This window comes from Pseudomonas sp. ACN5 (assembly GCF_002303975.1).
In the GTDB taxonomy this organism is placed as follows: Bacteria; Pseudomonadota; Gammaproteobacteria; order Pseudomonadales; family Pseudomonadaceae; genus Aquipseudomonas; species Aquipseudomonas laurylsulfatiphila.
In genome coordinates, this window is sequence record NZ_MRCP01000016.1 from 128,830 (window position 1) to 144,547 (window position 15,718).

The 15,718-nt window shown below is 60.3% G+C and carries 14 protein-coding genes; 5 read left to right on the forward strand and 9 right to left on the reverse strand.

All coding sequences use genetic code 11. The features are described 5' to 3' along the window. Positions 1 to 10 precede the first annotated feature (10 nt). A complete protein-coding gene (folE, locus tag BSF40_RS25660) occupies positions 11 to 568 on the forward strand; it encodes a GTP cyclohydrolase I FolE (protein WP_095967353.1) in 558 nt (185 codons plus the stop codon). A 39-nt stretch (positions 569 to 607) separates the two neighbouring features. Here folE and BSF40_RS25665 read toward each other — a convergent pair whose 3' ends face one another. The 5 genes from BSF40_RS25665 to BSF40_RS33390 are packed head-to-tail and all read right to left on the reverse strand — an operon-like array spanning position 608 to position 6,785. Continuing rightward, on the reverse strand, positions 608 to 1,363 hold the full coding sequence (locus BSF40_RS25665; protein ID WP_095967354.1) for an SDR family NAD(P)-dependent oxidoreductase: 756 nt from the start codon (positions 1,361 to 1,363) through the stop codon (positions 608 to 610). Between the two features lie 26 nt (positions 1,364 to 1,389). Further along, the gene (locus BSF40_RS25670; protein ID WP_095967355.1) at positions 1,390 to 2,442 is read right to left on the reverse strand and encodes a phosphotransferase family protein; all 1,053 of its coding nucleotides are present in this window, start codon (positions 2,440 to 2,442) and stop codon (positions 1,390 to 1,392) included. Further along, entirely contained in the window at positions 2,439 to 3,734 is a 1,296-nt protein-coding gene (locus BSF40_RS25675; protein WP_095967356.1) for an acyl-CoA dehydrogenase family protein, read from the reverse strand. Before BSF40_RS25675 ends, BSF40_RS25670 begins: the two co-directional genes overlap by 4 nt. Before the next feature lie 24 nt (positions 3,735 to 3,758). After that, positions 3,759 to 4,496 (reverse strand): SDR family NAD(P)-dependent oxidoreductase, encoded by a 738-nt coding sequence (locus BSF40_RS25680; RefSeq protein ID WP_095967357.1) that lies wholly within the window; start codon positions 4,494 to 4,496, stop codon positions 3,759 to 3,761. A 51-nt stretch (positions 4,497 to 4,547) separates the two neighbouring features. After that, positions 4,548 to 6,785 (reverse strand): CoA transferase, encoded by a 2,238-nt coding sequence (locus tag BSF40_RS33390; RefSeq protein ID WP_095967358.1) that lies wholly within the window; start codon positions 6,783 to 6,785, stop codon positions 4,548 to 4,550. Between the two features lie 197 nt (positions 6,786 to 6,982). Between BSF40_RS33390 and BSF40_RS25690 the strand changes: the two genes are divergently transcribed. Beyond that, the gene (locus BSF40_RS25690) at positions 6,983 to 7,405 is read left to right on the forward strand and encodes a VOC family protein (RefSeq protein ID WP_095967359.1); all 423 of its coding nucleotides are present in this window, start codon (positions 6,983 to 6,985) and stop codon (positions 7,403 to 7,405) included. On the opposite strand, the gene BSF40_RS25695 is transcribed toward BSF40_RS25690, so the two are convergent. Genes BSF40_RS25695 through BSF40_RS25705 form a run of 3 tightly spaced genes read right to left on the reverse strand, consistent with a single transcriptional unit; the run spans position 7,387 to position 10,177 of the window. Further along, positions 7,387 to 8,166, reverse strand: a complete 780-nt coding sequence (locus BSF40_RS25695; RefSeq protein WP_095967360.1) for an SDR family oxidoreductase — start codon at positions 8,164 to 8,166, stop codon at positions 7,387 to 7,389. The genes BSF40_RS25690 and BSF40_RS25695 overlap by 19 nt on opposite strands. A gap of 23 nt (positions 8,167 to 8,189) precedes the next feature. Continuing rightward, positions 8,190 to 9,218 (reverse strand): aromatic ring-hydroxylating dioxygenase subunit alpha, encoded by a 1,029-nt coding sequence (locus BSF40_RS25700; RefSeq protein ID WP_095967361.1) that lies wholly within the window; start codon positions 9,216 to 9,218, stop codon positions 8,190 to 8,192. A gap of 17 nt (positions 9,219 to 9,235) precedes the next feature. Further along, positions 9,236 to 10,177 carry a Rieske 2Fe-2S domain-containing protein gene (locus BSF40_RS25705; RefSeq protein WP_095967362.1) on the reverse strand — a complete coding sequence of 314 codons (942 nt, stop codon included), beginning with the start codon at positions 10,175 to 10,177 and terminating at the stop codon, positions 9,236 to 9,238. A 325-nt stretch (positions 10,178 to 10,502) separates the two neighbouring features. On the opposite strand from BSF40_RS25705, the gene BSF40_RS25710 reads away from it, so the two are divergent. From BSF40_RS25710 to BSF40_RS25720, 3 genes are all read left to right on the forward strand, one after another. Further along, positions 10,503 to 10,979, forward strand: a complete 477-nt coding sequence (locus BSF40_RS25710; protein ID WP_095967363.1) for a MarR family winged helix-turn-helix transcriptional regulator — start codon at positions 10,503 to 10,505, stop codon at positions 10,977 to 10,979. 211 nt (positions 10,980 to 11,190) lie between these two features. Then, the gene (locus BSF40_RS25715) at positions 11,191 to 12,150 is read left to right on the forward strand and encodes an HlyD family secretion protein (RefSeq protein WP_256589600.1); all 960 of its coding nucleotides are present in this window, start codon (positions 11,191 to 11,193) and stop codon (positions 12,148 to 12,150) included. Then, positions 12,143 to 13,669: a DHA2 family efflux MFS transporter permease subunit gene (locus BSF40_RS25720; protein WP_095967365.1), complete on the forward strand. Its 1,527-nt coding sequence runs from the start codon at positions 12,143 to 12,145 to the stop codon at positions 13,667 to 13,669. The genes BSF40_RS25715 and BSF40_RS25720 overlap by 8 nt, the downstream gene beginning before the upstream one ends. Positions 13,670 to 13,684: 15 nt before the next feature. Here BSF40_RS25720 and BSF40_RS25725 read toward each other — a convergent pair whose 3' ends face one another. Further along, positions 13,685 to 15,337: a methyl-accepting chemotaxis protein gene (locus BSF40_RS25725; protein WP_095967366.1), complete on the reverse strand. Its 1,653-nt coding sequence runs from the start codon at positions 15,335 to 15,337 to the stop codon at positions 13,685 to 13,687. Between the last annotated feature and the right edge of the window lie 381 nt (positions 15,338 to 15,718).

Sequence of the window (15,718 nt, forward strand, 5' to 3'; positions counted from 1 at the left end):
AGGTCAAACCATGAACGAAGAACTGGCCAGAAATTACCGTGAGATTCTCCACGGCGTAGGTGAAAATCCAGAACGTGAAGGTTTGCTGGACACACCAAAGCGTGCGGCAAAAGCCATGCAGTACCTGTGTCATGGCTACCAGCAAAGCCTCGAACAGATCGTCAATGGCGCACTGTTTGAATCGGACAACGATGAGATGGTCATCGTCCGGGACATCGAACTTTACTCCCTGTGCGAACACCATTTGCTGCCGTTTATTGGCAAGGCCCATGTCGCCTATATACCGACGGGCAAAGTCCTGGGGCTATCGAAAATCGCGCGGATTGTCGATATGTTCGCCCGCCGTTTGCAGATTCAGGAAAACCTGACACGCCAGATTGCCGACGCCATTGCCCAGGTGACCGATGCCGCCGGGGTGGCGGTGGTGATCGAGGCAAAACACATGTGCATGATGATGCGCGGTGTGGAAAAGCAGAATTCGGTGATGAGCACCTCGGTGATGCTCGGGGCGTTCCGCGAATCGTACAACACCCGCCAGGAGTTTTTGCAGCTGATCCGCGGTCGCTAGGCAAGTGTGCCGGGTTCACCCAGGCACACCGCTTGTCATTCAACTGAGCATCATCATCCCGCCGTCAATCACCAACGTCTGACCGGTGACAAACCGCGAACCATCGCCGGCAAGAAACACCAGCACGGGCGCCAGGTCCCGGGCCGGTTCACCCAGCTTTCCGCCGATTGGCACTTGGCCGGCCATGTACGCATCGTGTTGCTGCAATTGCTCGGCGCTCATACTCGCGCGGGTGGCGTCGTACATTGGCGTCCACATCGCCGGAGCGATCGCGTTGACGGTAATGCCCAATGGGCCCCATTCCCGCGCCACCGTACGCGTCCAGGCCAGCACCGCGCCCTTGCTGGCGGCGTAATGGGCTTTGCCCGGCTGTCCAAGTACGCCTGCGGCAGAGGCGAAATTGATGATCCGTCCGCCGCTGCCCTTGAGCAGTTCATAGGCCGCTCGGTTGGTCAGGAAGGTGCCACGGGTATTGACCGCAAAGACCTTTTCCCACTCGTCCAGCGTGATGCTGTCGGCGCTGGCATTGGGTGCGATGCCCGCGGCATGCACCAGCACATCCAGTCCGTTGAGCTGTTCGTTGGCCCAGGCAAAGGCAGCGTCCACCGATTGGCTGTCAGCGATGTCGCAGACTCGCGTGTGCGCCCAGCCACCACCGTCACCCGTTATCGAGGCTGTCTCGCCCAAGTCGAGACTGACAACATAGGCACCCTCCTCCACAAAGGCCTTGACCACTGCCGCGCCAATACCGCGGGCGCCCCCCGTGACGATGATCCGCTTACCGGTCAGTTGCATGTGCTGTTCCTTTTGTTTGGGTTTTGTCAGGCTGTTTGATCAATGCGCTGCAACGCTGCCTCGAAAAGGAGTAGCGCCGAGGCATGATGCTTTTCACCGGTGATCTTCGGGGCTTTGCCCGCACAGGCACGGGCATAGCTGACTTCAAGGAAGATGCCGAGCTTGAAGCCGGCCAATACCAGGTACCAGTTGAAGTCAGCCAACGAACGCGAACTACCGGCGCGATAGTGGGCGATCAGTTCTTCGCTGCTGCAAAAGCCGTCCCACGGGTGCACTTCGATTGTGCCGGCGCCTCGACCATCGGCACCGGGCCAGGTGACCACCAGCCAGGCCAGGTCGAGCAAAGGGTCGCCGATGGTCGCCAGTTCCCAATCGACGATTGCCGCCAGCTCCCCACTGCCGGATTGGAACATCACGTTCGAGAGGTGAAAGTCACCGTGCTGGATGCCGGCCTGAAACTGTTGCGGGCAATGCTCGTTCAACCAGTTGGCCAAGCGTTCGAGGCCCGGCAGACCACCCGCACCAGGCCAACCCGGGTAGTCTTTGACGCTGTCCAGCTGAGCCAGCCAACGTGAAACCTGGCGCTGATGAAAACCCTCCGGTCGCCCGAAGTCCGCCAGCCCCACCGCCTCGTAATCAATCTCACCCAGTCGTAACAGCGCATCCACCATGGCCAGGCCCATACGCCGGCGCAGTGCGGGTTGTTCGGCATGGGGCGCTGGCAAACCAGCGGCATCATTGGGATTGAAGCCCTGCACCGGCTCCATCAGGTAGAAACTTGCCCCCAAAACGCTCTGGTCGGAACAATCGCCAATCAGTCCGGCATGGGGCACTCGGGAACCGGCCAACGCCTTGAGCAAACGTGCTTCGCGGGCAATGGTTTTGCTGCCGACTTCGCGCAGTTCCGCAGAAGGCCGACGCAGCACAAAGTCACGCTCCCCCCGGCGAAAGCGCAGCAGCAAATTTTGCGTGCCTCCTGTCAAGCGCCGGGGCGCCTCGATGGGTCCGCTTTCCAGGCCCATCGTGTCCATCCACTGCGCCAGACGCTCAAGGTCTACCAGTGGCTGCCAGTCGCTCATGGCTCCAGATCACTCAGGCTGGCCAACACCTCGGCGTACTTTTCCCGGGCACGGGCCGCAGCAGTGGGTCGGTGATAATCGGGGAAGAGTTCGTCGCAGGGCAGATAGTCGCGAAGCAGCTGCTTCGCCACCGTGACTTTGTGCACCTCGGTCGGTCCGTCGGCCAGGCCCATCTGGAAGGAGCGGACGATGTACCCGGTAAACGGCATTTCTTCACTGACCCCCAACGAGCCGTGCACGTGCAGGGCGCGGGCGGCGATGTCATGCAGCACCTTGGGCATGATGGACTTCACCGCAGCGATGTCTTTGCGCACCCGCTTGTAATCCTGATAGTGGTCGATACGCCAGGCTGTACGCATCACCAACAAGCGAAACTGCTCCAGCTCGATCCATGAGTCGGCAATTTTTTCCTGGACCATTTGCTTGTCCGCCAAGCGGCTGCCCTGGGTACTGCGCGACAGGGACCGCTCGCACAGCGCATCCAGGGCTTTCTGTGCCTGCCCGATCACCCGCATGGCATGGTGCACGCGACCGCCGCCCAGACGTACCTGGGCCACAACAAACGCCTGTCCCGGCGCACCGAGCATGTCGGTTGCAGGTACTCGCACGTTATCGAATGACAGGTAGGCGTGGGTTGCCGCCGGATCATCGGCGATACCCACGTTGCGGATAATGTGAACCCCGGGGGCGTCGGCGGGAACGATAAACATCGACATGCCTTCGTAGACCGAGACCGACTTATCCGTGACCGCCATCACGATGAAAAACGCGGCATAGCGGGCATTGGAGGCAAACCATTTTTCGCCGCTGAGCACCCAGTCATCCCCATCGCGCACCGCTTGAGTGGTAAAAACGGCCGGGTCCGCACCTCCCTGGGGTTCGGTCATGGCGAAGCAGGACACGATGTCACCGTCGAGCAAGGGTTGCAGGTAACGCTGCTTCTGCGCCGGGGTGCCGTAGTGCGCAAGGATTTCGCCGTTACCCGAGTCCGGCGCCTGGCAGCCAAATACAATCGGACCGAACAGCGAGCGCCCGAGAATCTCATTGATCAAGGCCAGGCGCACCTGGCCATAACCGGCGCCCCCAAGTTCCGGCCCCAAATGACACGCCCACAATTTGCGCGCCTTGACCTGCGCCTGCAGCGGTTTGACCAACTGCTTGAACAGCGGATCATGGATGTTCCACGGGCTGCCCAGCACATGATCGAGGGGTTCGACTTCGGTGCGGACGAACCGATCGATCCAGTCCAGCTCCACTTGAAATTCAGGGTCGGTCTGAAAGTCCCAGGCCATGGTGGTACTCCTAACAAATAGCGATCAGGCCAGCAGCATGCCGCCGTCGACCAACAGGGTTTGGCCGAGCACATAGCTGGCCAGCGGCGAGGCGAGAAACAAGGCAACGTTTGCCATGTCCCGGGGCGTTCCCAGACGCCCTTGCGGGATGGCGCGCAGCGCCCCCTCCAGGCGCTTGGGGTTGCTGGTGGTCACCCGTGTGAGCTTGGTTTCCACCAGTCCCGGGGCAATGCCGTTCACCCGGATACCGTCCCGGGCCCAGGCTTCGGCCAGGGTGCGAGTCAGCCCGAACGCACCGGTTTTTGAAGCGTTATAGGCGGGGTTGCCACGCGTCGAGTGGAACGCGGCTGCCGAGCTGACCGTGATCATCGAACCCTTCGCCTGCATCAGCAGCGGATGAAACTTCTGCGCACACACCATCAGGCTGGTGAGGTTAACGTCGAGCACGCGCTTGAAGCCTTCGGTGAGAAATTCCTGCCGGTCGTAGAGCACCGTGCCCTGCGCCTGCACCAACACATCCAGTCGCGTGAAAGGCACGCTGACAGCCTCGATCTGCGCCGCGTCTGCGACATCGACCTGAGCGTAATGTAACCCCTCAAGGTCAGAGTCGGCCGAGTCCTCGTACGCCGCTGCAGTGGCACGCGTGCCCCACACGTAAACCTCGGCGCCGCGTTGGCGGAAGCTCTGTGCGATGCCGTTGCCGATACCGCTGGAACCGCCGATGACCAGTACGGTCTTGCCGCTGAAATCCAACTCGTTCATAGGTGTTCCTTGTGCGTATCAATGAAGGCTGCCCATCAAAAAAATCGGCGGCTACAGCGCCACCAATCCTGCCGCGGCCAGGCGCTCAAGCTCGCTGCCGGCAAAGCCGAGGCTTTCCAACACTTGCCTTGTATGTTGGCCGAGGGCGGGCGGTGGACGACGCAGCGACAACGGCAAATTGCCGAAATCCCAGAACACGCCGATCTGCTGCAAGTCGCCGTAGACGGCGTGGTTGTAATGGGCATGCAGGCCGGCGGCGGCATTTTCCGGGCTGTCGAGAAAGGCATCCATTTGCGCTTCAAGCACCGGCTGCGCCAGGACCCTCTCGGTGGCTAACGCTGCGAGCGCCGCCTCCCGGGTGAGGCCTGCAAAGTAGGCTTGAGGCTGGCCACTCGTCAGCGCCCGGAAACGCTGCACTTCGTCCAGTTGCAGCGCGACCACCACCAGCCAGGCATCGCTGCATCGGTACAGGCGGTGGGTGTCACTCAACCCGGTCTGACGGGCATCCATGTGGGCGACCGGCGTGAGGCTGCCGTCCTCCAGCACCACGGCCTCGCTCATCGACAGCAGCGTGGCGCCCAATAATGACGAGCTGACCATTTGCCCGACGCCACTGTGGTTGCGCTCGTACAAGCCCAGCAGCAAGGCATAGAGCGAGGATAGGCCGGCAAAAAAATCACCCACACCAAAGCGCAGCCACATCGGCGCCTGGCCCTCACCACCCTGCTCCACTTCCCACCCGCAGGCGGCTTGCATCAGTTGGTCAAAGCCGGGCCAATCGGCACGCGGGCCGGTCGGCCCATAAGCACTGACATGGCAATAAAGCAGTTGCGGGTTAAGCGCTTTGAGGCTGTCGTAATCGACCTTGAGTTTTCGCGCAGCCGGCAGACGCATGTTGTGGTGCACTACATCGGCCCAACGCACCAACGCTTCCACAGCGGGCTCGGTTTGCCGATCACCCAACTGCAACGCCACGCCCAGCTTGCCGCGCTGGGTGCCGCTGAAAATCCGTTCCAGGCGTCGCATCGCATCACCTTTGGGCGCCTCGACCTTGATCACTTCAGCCCCCAGGTCTGCCAGCAACATGCAAGCAAACGGGCCGGCCAGGTACGCGCCGAGGTCCAGCACCTTGAGGCCATGCAAGGGTGGCAAGGGGGCGGGACTCGCCCCCGACTGCGGCGCCTGATGCTCAACAACTGCATCGAACAGTTCGGCGTTCCCTTCTCCCATCAGCGGCGCACTGGCGCCGGTTCGCGCAGGTGGCTGGACCTTCCAGGCCGCCCCTGGCTGAAGGGTCTTGCCCATCTGCACGTCGTCGACTTCGACCACATAGCTATTCACGCGGGCTTGTTCGTCAAAGTAGATCTCGCCAAACGGCGCCGCTATCTGTGCGGCAACATCGTGCTGCCAGAAATGCTCGACCCACTCCTGCGCAGGCCGAGTGGCAATGATTGCCTTATTGGCGCCGAAGTTGGGCGCCACATGGCTGGGGGGCCATAACGCGTTCAGGCGGGCGACTTCGGTTTCTCCGAGTTCACTCAGCGCTGCGGCCATCCAGGGTGATTTGTCCGGCGAGTAGTGCACATGCAACCAGCGCCCATCGGCGCATTGGTGCAACGGAATCGGAATGTGTTTATCCAGGCCCTTGGCGAAGGCTGGTGTCGGCGTTTGGGCGCGGTTCCAATGCATGGTCATGGGCACCAGAGCGGCCTGGGCCAGGCTCGTATGGGCAATGCCACCCCGGCCATCACGCTGACGCGCCAGCAATCGCGCCATCACCCCGATCACACACAGCCAGCAGGCCAGCCAATTGGCAAACGGCATGCGTACGAAGGCCGGACCGGAACGATGCGCCGGTTGCTCGTCCAGCAGACCCAGGCGCGCCAGGATCAATGTCTCGTGGGGAATCGAATTGGCCAGCGCATGACGTTGCGGCCAGCCACCGATGGCGGAAATGACCAGGCGAGGAAAGTCCGCCGCGAGCTGCTCGTCCGCCAATCCATGGACTTGCGCCTGCGCAGGCGTGAAGTCGTGCAGCAGCACATCGGCGCTGGCCAGCAGATTCTGCAACCGTTGGCGGTCAGCAACGTTTTCCAGATTGAGCGTAACGCTGCGCTTGCCGCGGTTGAGCACCGCAAACAATGCCTGGTGATCCCTGGCAGGGTTGTTCAGTGGCTCGACCATCACCACTTCAGCGCCAGCTTCACTCAGCTGTAGCCCGGCAGCAGAACCGGCAATGCCGGAACACAGGCTGATGACGCGGATACCTTCAAGGATTGCCTGGCTCATGCAGCACCTTCGAGTGTCTGTTCTGCCCATCGCGTTCTGCAGCAGAGCTGCAGAACGCATCCATGGGTTCACCCTAAGCCATGACGGATAAATTCCATAGTTAGATTAGTATTCCGAATATAGAACCATAAGTTAAATTAAACACTTACTAATAATATGTTCATATATGCGCATCACCACCCACCGAGGACCTCGAGATGATCCTGCGCATGGACCACTTCACCATCGTCACCGACCGACTGGACGCCACACGTGATTTCTATGTTCACATGCTGGGCTTGGTCGAGGGGCCACGGCCGCCGTTTCCTGTCCCCGGTTTCTGGCTATACGCGGGCAATCAACCTGTACTGCACGTGGTGGGCGTCACACAGATGCCAGAGCCGCGACGGGGTGTGCTCGACCACATGGCGTTCCATACAGAAGGCTTGCTGACGATGTGGGAACACCTCGAACAACATGGCGTGCACTTCAAGGTGATTCGGGCACCCGGCGACCAGCGCACTTGGCAGTTGTTCATGCAGGACCCCAACGGGGTTGAAGTCGAGCTGGATTTCGACGCCAGCGAAGTGCCGCCCGCCGATTGGAAGGCCCGTGCAGGCGGTTACATCAAACCGGCGTAACTGCCGCCGTCGACCTGCAAATTTTGCCCGGTGATATAGCCGGCCTGCGCCGAACAGAGAAAAGCGCAAGCGGCGGCCAACTCGCTCGGTTGCCCGAATCGTCGGGCCGCTATAGGCCTCAACATTTCTGCCTTCGCCTGCTCCATGCTGAGTTGGCGGTGCTTGGCCACCTGCTCGGTCATGTAGCGCAGGCGGTCGGTTTCGATGCGCTCGGGTAGCAGGTTGTTGAGGGTCACGTTGTCGCGCACCACCTCCACCGACAGGGCTTTGCTAAAGGCCGTCAACCCGGCTCGCGCTGCAGTGGACAACCCCAAGGGCAAACGTGGCGACTTGACCATGGCCGAGGTGATGTTGACGATGCGGCCAAAACCTCGCGCACGCATACCGCCCACCACCGCCTGGATCAGCAAAATGCCCGAGAGCATGTTGGCCTCGATGGCGGCCTGCCAGGCTGCATGATCCCAGTCTTCAAAACGCCCAGGCTCGGGCCCGCCGTTGTTGGTCACCAGAATATCGACTTGCGGGCACGCAGCCAGCAGCGCCGCCCGCCCCTCAGCCGTCGACAGATCGGCCACCACCGTGCGCGGCAGGCGACCGGTGCTGCGCAGGATGTCCTGGGCGGCTTGCGCCAGGGTCGCTGCATCGCGACCATTGATCAGCACGTCACAACCCTCCTGCGCCAAGGCCAGCGCACACGCTTTGCCCAGCCCTCGGGAAGATGCACACACCACTGCCGTGCGCCCGGTTATACCCAGATCCATTCGTTATTCCTCGTGTTTGTGCGTCAGTCATCCATGCCCAGCAAGGCACTGATATTGCGACCCGGTTCGGCATCGCTGCCGTAGGCGAACTGACCCGCGCGTTGGCGCTCGGCCAGTTGCTCCATCTGGAAGCGATAACGCGTACCTGGCGTATCGAAACGCGAATGCAGGTCACGACGCTCGCCGGCCTCGAAGTAACGCTGGTTCTGCGGACGCACCACCGAGTTGTCCTGGGGCTGGATGATGTAGTTGATGCGTGGCATCACATAGCGGAACGGTGCGGGTGCAGCGGTGGTATTGAAGGTGACGTCACAGCGCGAACGATGCTTGCCCACCGGCAGGAATGGTTGCAAGTTGGGCACGTCATAGCCAGGTCGAAAGCGCGGATAGGAGATGCACACGTTGCTGCGCAAATGAATGTGCAGCACGGCGCGAAAGTCCTGGTATTTGGCGCGCACACCGCCCACCCAGCGCATGATCGGCGCGACTGATTTTTGCGCGACGATACGCGTACGGGTCACCGTTTCGGAGGTCCATTGCACCTCCACCACATCCGACTCACTGATGCCGTCGCCAATGGTATTGGCGTGCAGGAAATCGGCATGGGTCAGGTCAATCAGGTTTTCCACGGACAGCGCCGACGTCGCGTCAAAGCGCACGGTACGCTGCGTATAGCCGGGAAGACTGCCATCGAGCGGCAGAAACGGAATGTGCGGCAGCAACAACACATCGGCCGCGTCCGGGTTGCCGTACCAGACCCAGATGTAGCCATAACGCTCGACCAATGGGTAAAACCCCCGCCCTCCGGTAAACGCCGTCAATTGCGGCGCCTTCTCAGGCCGATGGGGGTGGAATTCAGCCGCCACCGGCTGCCCGTTGTCCCGCCACAGGTAGTAGGGCTGTGCGTGGATAATCCGCCGGATCGGCCGCGCGCTCAGGTCACGGCTATGGGCCACCGGGAACCAGGTGTCACGCAGGTCGTAGTTGATCGGCGTCCAGTCGCCCCGCACTTTGGCTGGCTGGGTGTCATTGGAAGAAGGCACGGCATGCATGGTCGGTTCTCCTGGACTCAGACGACAGCGCTGACGGGAATTAGGCGCGGCTGGCGCAGGGTGCGTAGTTCGCGGGACGGCGCTTCAAGCAAGGCTGCGATGGCCGCACCGTCAATCAGGCTGTTGAGGCTCAACGGTGGCTTTTTGCGCAGGCGTGCCAGCCGCCAGCGCAAGGGTGCTTTGGCCGGTACCTGTTGATGCATGTACCCACGCCAACACAGGCTGGTGGTGCCGCGCCGATTGGCGCCCGTCGAGATCATCAACGTAATCAGTGGCAACTCATCTTCACTGAGCAGATCCACCCGAATCATGCCGCCCTGCAATGCCACACCAGTGCGCACAATCAAGGGGTAATCCACCACAAATTGCGACGGCAGAAATTGCGTGCTCCATACCGCGCCTCGCTCCAACACCATGCGCCCCTGCTCACTGCGCAGATCGCCAAGGAAGAAGTCAGTCATGCGCACATGGGAAAAACCCAGCAAGCACTGCGGACCGTCGAGCATCGCCGCCAGGTATTGGTCATGGTTCATGTTGACGATCGTGGCGCCAGTGAATTCGCGCCCGCTTGGCTTGTAGTCGCTGCTGGGCAATTCACCGTGCGGCGTGCCCTCGCCCAACCACACATGGACAAAACCATTCGCCTCGCTGACTGCAAAGGCTCGCGCCCCATAACGAGCCGGGACGCGCTCACCGGCGTGCAGGTTAGGAATCTGCGTACAGCTGCCCGTGGCGCCGTCGAAGGTCCAGCCGTGGTAGCCGCATTGCAAGCCGGACGCCACCACCCGCCCCAGGGCCAGCGGTACGCGCCTGTGCGGGCAACGGTCTTCCAAAGCAAAGGCCTGGCCCGCGGCATTCCGGAACAGGACCAGTTCTTCGCCAGCGAAGGCCACGGCCAGGGGCGCTTGATCGTTCACAGCTTCGGAAAGCGCCATGGCCCACCAGCCTGGAGTCATCATCGAACTGCCTCATTGTTGTTGTTGTGTTTTTGGGCAAATGCGTTGAACGCAGTCAGCGCTAACGGTAGCGCCCCGAGGGTGATAGATCAAACAAAAATAGACATTTATCTACTTTTTGTTCACTTGTATTCAGCCCAATAAAAAGCATGCACCAACTCATAAACCCGAAGTAAAAGCCCTAAATATTGGAAAAAAAGACCATTTAATAGGATTTATATGAACTGTTTTTTTATTACTGATCATATTTTTATGAAAAACCGCTAGCGGACAATCCATAAGCCTGATTACCATGAGCTTGCTCATTGACTTCAAGGTGCGCTGAACAATGTCCCAATCCACCCTTGGCTTTGTCCTCCATGACGTCGCCCGCTTGATGCGCAAACGCTTTGAACAATGGGCACGCGCAGCCGACCTCACGCGTTCGCAATGGCAAGTCCTGGCGAAGCTTTCCATCCATGAAGGCATTCATCAGAAAGGCCTGGCCGACCTGCTGGAAATCGAGTCGGTCACCTTGGTGCGCTTGCTGGACAAAATGCAAGAGCGCGGCCTGGTCGAGCGCCGCAACCACCCCACCGATCGTCGTTGTTCCCTGTTGTTTCTCACCCCCGCGGCGCATCCGCTGTTGCAATTCATGCGCATCATCGGCGAGCAGACCCGACGGGAAACCATGGCGGATTTCTCCCCTCAGGAGCACGACCAATTGCTGCACTACCTCGAACGCATGCGTGAACACCTGCTGATGGCCTGTGGCCAGCCGGTGGACGAAACTCCACGTTGTGCAGGCGAGGTGAAACATGGCTGAGCCCACACTCCAGCTCCCAACCGTTCACGCCGAGGCCCGCCCGCTCGCCCCCTTGGAAAAGCCGCCGCAGACACCCGAATCCCCAGCTCCTGATGGACATGCACAAGAACCAATCGAGCCGACACGGCAACGCTGGCGTATCGGCCTGTTTGCGTTGGGCCCGATTGCCGTTGTGGCGTGTGCCGCCTGGTATGTGTTTGGCGGTCAGACGGTGAGCACAGACAATGCTTATATCCAGGCTGACCGGGTGGGGGTTTCCACCGATGTGTCCGGGATCATCGCGGCGATTGAAGTGACTGATAACCAAACCGTGAGCAAGGGCCAGGTTTTATTCCGCCTGAAGCCCGAACCCTTTGAAATCGCCGTGGCCAGCGCCCAGGCGCAACTGGAAAACGCGCGCAACCAGATCCTTTATCTCAAGGCCAGCTACAACCAATCGTTGGCCGAGATCACCCAGGCGGAAGCCCGGCTACCGTACTTCCAGACTAATTTCCAACGGCTGGAAAAACTGGTCAGCGTTGCCGCGGTGTCAAAGACCCTCTACGACGACGCTCATCGTGACCTCGACAATATCCGCCAGCAGATTGCCGTCGCCAAAGCCCAGGCCGCCGCAGCGTTGGCCCAATTGGGCGGCCGGCTGGACCGCCCTCTCGAACAACACCCGTCGTACCTGCAAGCGCTGGCGGCGCTGAATGAGGCCAAGCGCAATCTGCGCAACTCAGTAGTGACTGCGCCCTTCGACGGCATCGTGACCAACGTTGACGCATTGCAAGTGGGCGCCTTCCTGCAACCACCTCAATCAGCTTTCAGCCTGATCTCCAGCGAACACTTGTGGGTGGCCGCCTCGCCAAAAGAGACAGAACTGACCAACGCCCGGGTCGGCCAAGGGGTCACCATCGAGGTGGACACTTACCCCGGTGTGACCTGGCATGGCACCGTCGACAGTATCAGCCCGGCTTCCAGCGCCAGTTTCTCGTTGCTGCCGGCGCAGAACACGACGGGCAATTGGGTGAAGGTCGTGCAGCGCATTCCTGTACACATCCGGATCGACGACACCGCCGGCAAACCAGCATTGCGCCATGGCATGAGCGCCGTGGTCGACATCGATACCGGCAAAGCCCGTGGCCTGCCGAAACCGCTGGCCGCCCTGTTCGCCCTCCATCATGAATGAAGTGACCGGACCACTGCCGCCTTCGCCACTGCGGGTATTGATTACGTTCTGCGTGGTGCTGGCCGTGGTCATGCAAGCGCTGGACACCACCATTGCCAACGTCGCCCTGCCCTACATGCAAGGCAGCGTGTCGGCCAGTGCCGACCAGATCAACTGGGTCCTGACGTCCTACATCGTGGCAACAGCCATAATGACGCCGCCTTCGGCATTCCTTGCCCGACGCTTCGGTCGCAAGCGTGTCTTGCTGTGGTCGATCTTCGGTTTTGTGCTGGCATCCGTGCTCTGCGGCATCGCTCGCTCCCTGGAAGAAATCATCCTGTTCCGCCTGCTGCAGGGGCTGGCTGGGGCGGCATTGGTGCCGTTGTCGCAAGGCATCTTGCTGGATATCTACCCGCTGAAAGACAGGGGCTCGGCCGTGGCGCTGTTTGGGGTTTCGGTCATGGTCGGCCCTGTGCTGGGGCCGATGCTCGGCGGCTGGCTGACGGAACACCTCAGCTGGCGCTGGGTATTCTTTATCAATTTGCCCATCGGCCTGCTGGCCTTTATCGGCATGACGCGCTTCGTTCGGGAAACACCGGCCGACAGAACGGCACGCCTGGACTGGCTGGGGTTTGGCTCGCTCAGCGTGGCGATCATGGCAATTCAACTGTTTCTCGACCGCGGCGAACAACTGGGCTGGTTCGACTCCGGGGAAATCATCCTTGAAGCGCTGGTCGCGACCGTGGCCACCTACATTTTCCTTGTGCACACCTTCACCCACGACAAACCCTTTATCAGCCTGAAGCTGTTCAAGGACCGCAACTACTCGGTAGCCGTCGTGTTTATCTTCATCATCGGTATCACGTACCTGGCCTCGCTGGCGCTGATGACCCCCTACCTGCAAACCCTCATGGGCTATCCGGTGCTCACCGCCGGCATGGTCATGGGGCCGCGTGGCCTGGGTACGATGCTCAGCATGTTCGTTGCCGGGAAGATCATCGGCAAAGTCGATATCCGCTGGATACTGTTCTGCGGCTTGATGCTGTCGGCCTGGTCGATGTACATGATGACGGGCTGGACGCCGGCAGTTTCCATCGACACGATTGTCTACGTCGGCTTCGTCCAGGGCGCCAGCCTGGGCTTGCTGTTCGTGCCGTTGACCACCATAGCCTTCACCACGCTGCCTCCACATCTGCGTGGCGATGCGACTGGCCTGTACAACCTGTCGCGTAACGTCGGCTCCAGTGTCGGCATTTCGATCGTGACCGTGCTGTTGGCGCAAAACACTCAGATCAATCATGCCGAAATCGGCGCCTACGTGACGCCGTTCAACCGCCTGTTCGATGCCTGGCCTGTCAGCCACCAGCTCAATCCACTCACCGCCGCCGGGCGTGCAGCGCTGGACGGCATGATCACCGTGCAAGCCAGTTGGGTGGCCTATTTGAATGACTTCAAGCTGTTGATGTGGTTATCCATTGGCGTCGTGCCGTTGCTGCTGATCTTCAAGACAGCGAAAAAACAGACGGGCACAACGACCTGATCACCGACGATCAGGTCAAACCTCGAAGCGGAAACGTCCCACCGCCAGATTGAGTTCGTGGGACAGCTCGCGCAAAGACACCACGGCTCCGGACACCTGATGGGTAATCGCATCGCCTTCCCCGGCCATGCGCGCGATGCGCTCGACATTGGCGACGATGCCCCGCCCGCCTTCGCTCTGCACACTCACGGCATCGGCAATCCGATCCACCCCGCGCGTTGAGTCACCCACCAGTTCGCTCGCCTGTTGCAAAGTGTTTTCCAACTCGCTCAACAGCCGGCCACTGTCGTCCAGTGCCACTGTACCTGCGTTCAACGCGTCATCGACAGTTTCGGACTGGCTCTCCAGTTTCAAGGTCAATTGGTTGATCGAATTGGCTGCCGTCGCTGAGCGTTGCGCCAAATTACGCACCTCGTCAGCCACCACGCTGAAACCGCGCCCGCTCTCCCCGGCACGCGCCGCCTCAATCGCGGCATTGAGCGCCAGCATACTGGTCTGCGCGGAAAGGTCCTTGACCTGACCGATACTGGCCGTGATGGCGGTCGTGCTTTCGACGAAGTCGCCCACCGAACCGCGAATAGCAGTAAAGGCATGGCGCACGCTTTTGATTTTCTCGAGCAGTCGAGACAGCGCCAAATGTCCGTCCTCCGTACCGCGCAAACTGGCTTCGGCACAACTGCGAAGGGTTTGCGCATGGTTGGAAATCGCGGTCATCCCGTTGCTCATCTGCTCGATGGTCATTGAAACAGCGCCCACCGCGCCGGATTGTGCGGTGGAACTCTCGGCAACACGTGCCGAGGTCGCCACCAGTTCTTCGGCCGAGACACCGACCGAGGCCGCAACGCCGGCCACTTGGCGCATTGCCTGTTGGAAGCTATCAATCAGTTCGTTGAACGCTTGAGCGGTGCGGGCAACTTCATCTCGCCCCATCACCCGTACGCGCCGGGTCAGGTCACCGTCGCGCAACTCGATAGACGCCTGCTCGATTTCCCGGATCGGTCGGATGATCTGTGCGCGCAACAGCAGGCTGACCAACACCGCCAGTACCGTTGCGGTCAGCAGCACCACGACCAGCATCTTTGACACCTGTCGTTGTGTTGCGCCGGCTTCTGCAAAGGCGCCGGAGGTAAGCTCTGCCTGAAGCCCCAGCAGTCGATTGAATTGACCTTGCAAACCATTGTTATCGGCACGCACTCGCCCAAGCAACGAAGCAGCCTGGATCTGGTCGCTCAAGGCTGTGCGCTTGAACTCGGCCAGCCCCTCACCGACCACTACGGCCTGGTCTTGCACGGCACGGTAAAGCTCCTTCTCCTCCTCCCCCAAGCGCGTCTCGCGGGCCACTTTATCCAACCCGGCCCTCATGTCATCGACACTGGCTTGCATATCCTCCAGATAGGATTCCAGCTCCTCAGCGGTCGCCTGCCCATTAGATTCGAGAATGCGCGAGCCGATGGCATAGGCACCGACCATTGCGGCCTGCGAGGCCGCTGAGGTTTCGAGTACCTGGCGATACTGCTGGAACCGCAGCTGGTCAATCTCTTCGATCACCGCTTGCTGCTTGGCCAGCCCCTGATAGGCCAGGCCCGAGACCACGAGCAGAGAAAGCACAAATAAAGCAGGCAGCACGAGGAGCTTGGCTCCGATTGAGAAGCCTTTCAGGAATGACATGGCGGTTACCGATTTTGTTGTATTTATAGGGCGCGACTTAGCAGCCGATTCGCTTTAGGTATTCTTTATACAGCATGTGATTCTCTGTTGAGAATTACAACTATAAAAATTAGTCCACTACTTATTGAGGAGGTGCTCGATTAGCTTCCGAAAAACCTAATGTCGAGAGCAGCCACATTTAGGGTCTCGAAATTTGAACGGTGGAAGTCATGGACCTGCCAATTCGTGGCTTGCTGATGCGTGCCGCGCCCACTCCCTGCCACCTCCCAACGGCAAATCGCATTGGGGAGCTTGGAAGGGACAATTAATTTCGAGTCGAACGCAGTCCATTTCGAGAGAAAAAACAGGATCTGGTGTAAAGGTTCTCCGGGGGGGGGGGGG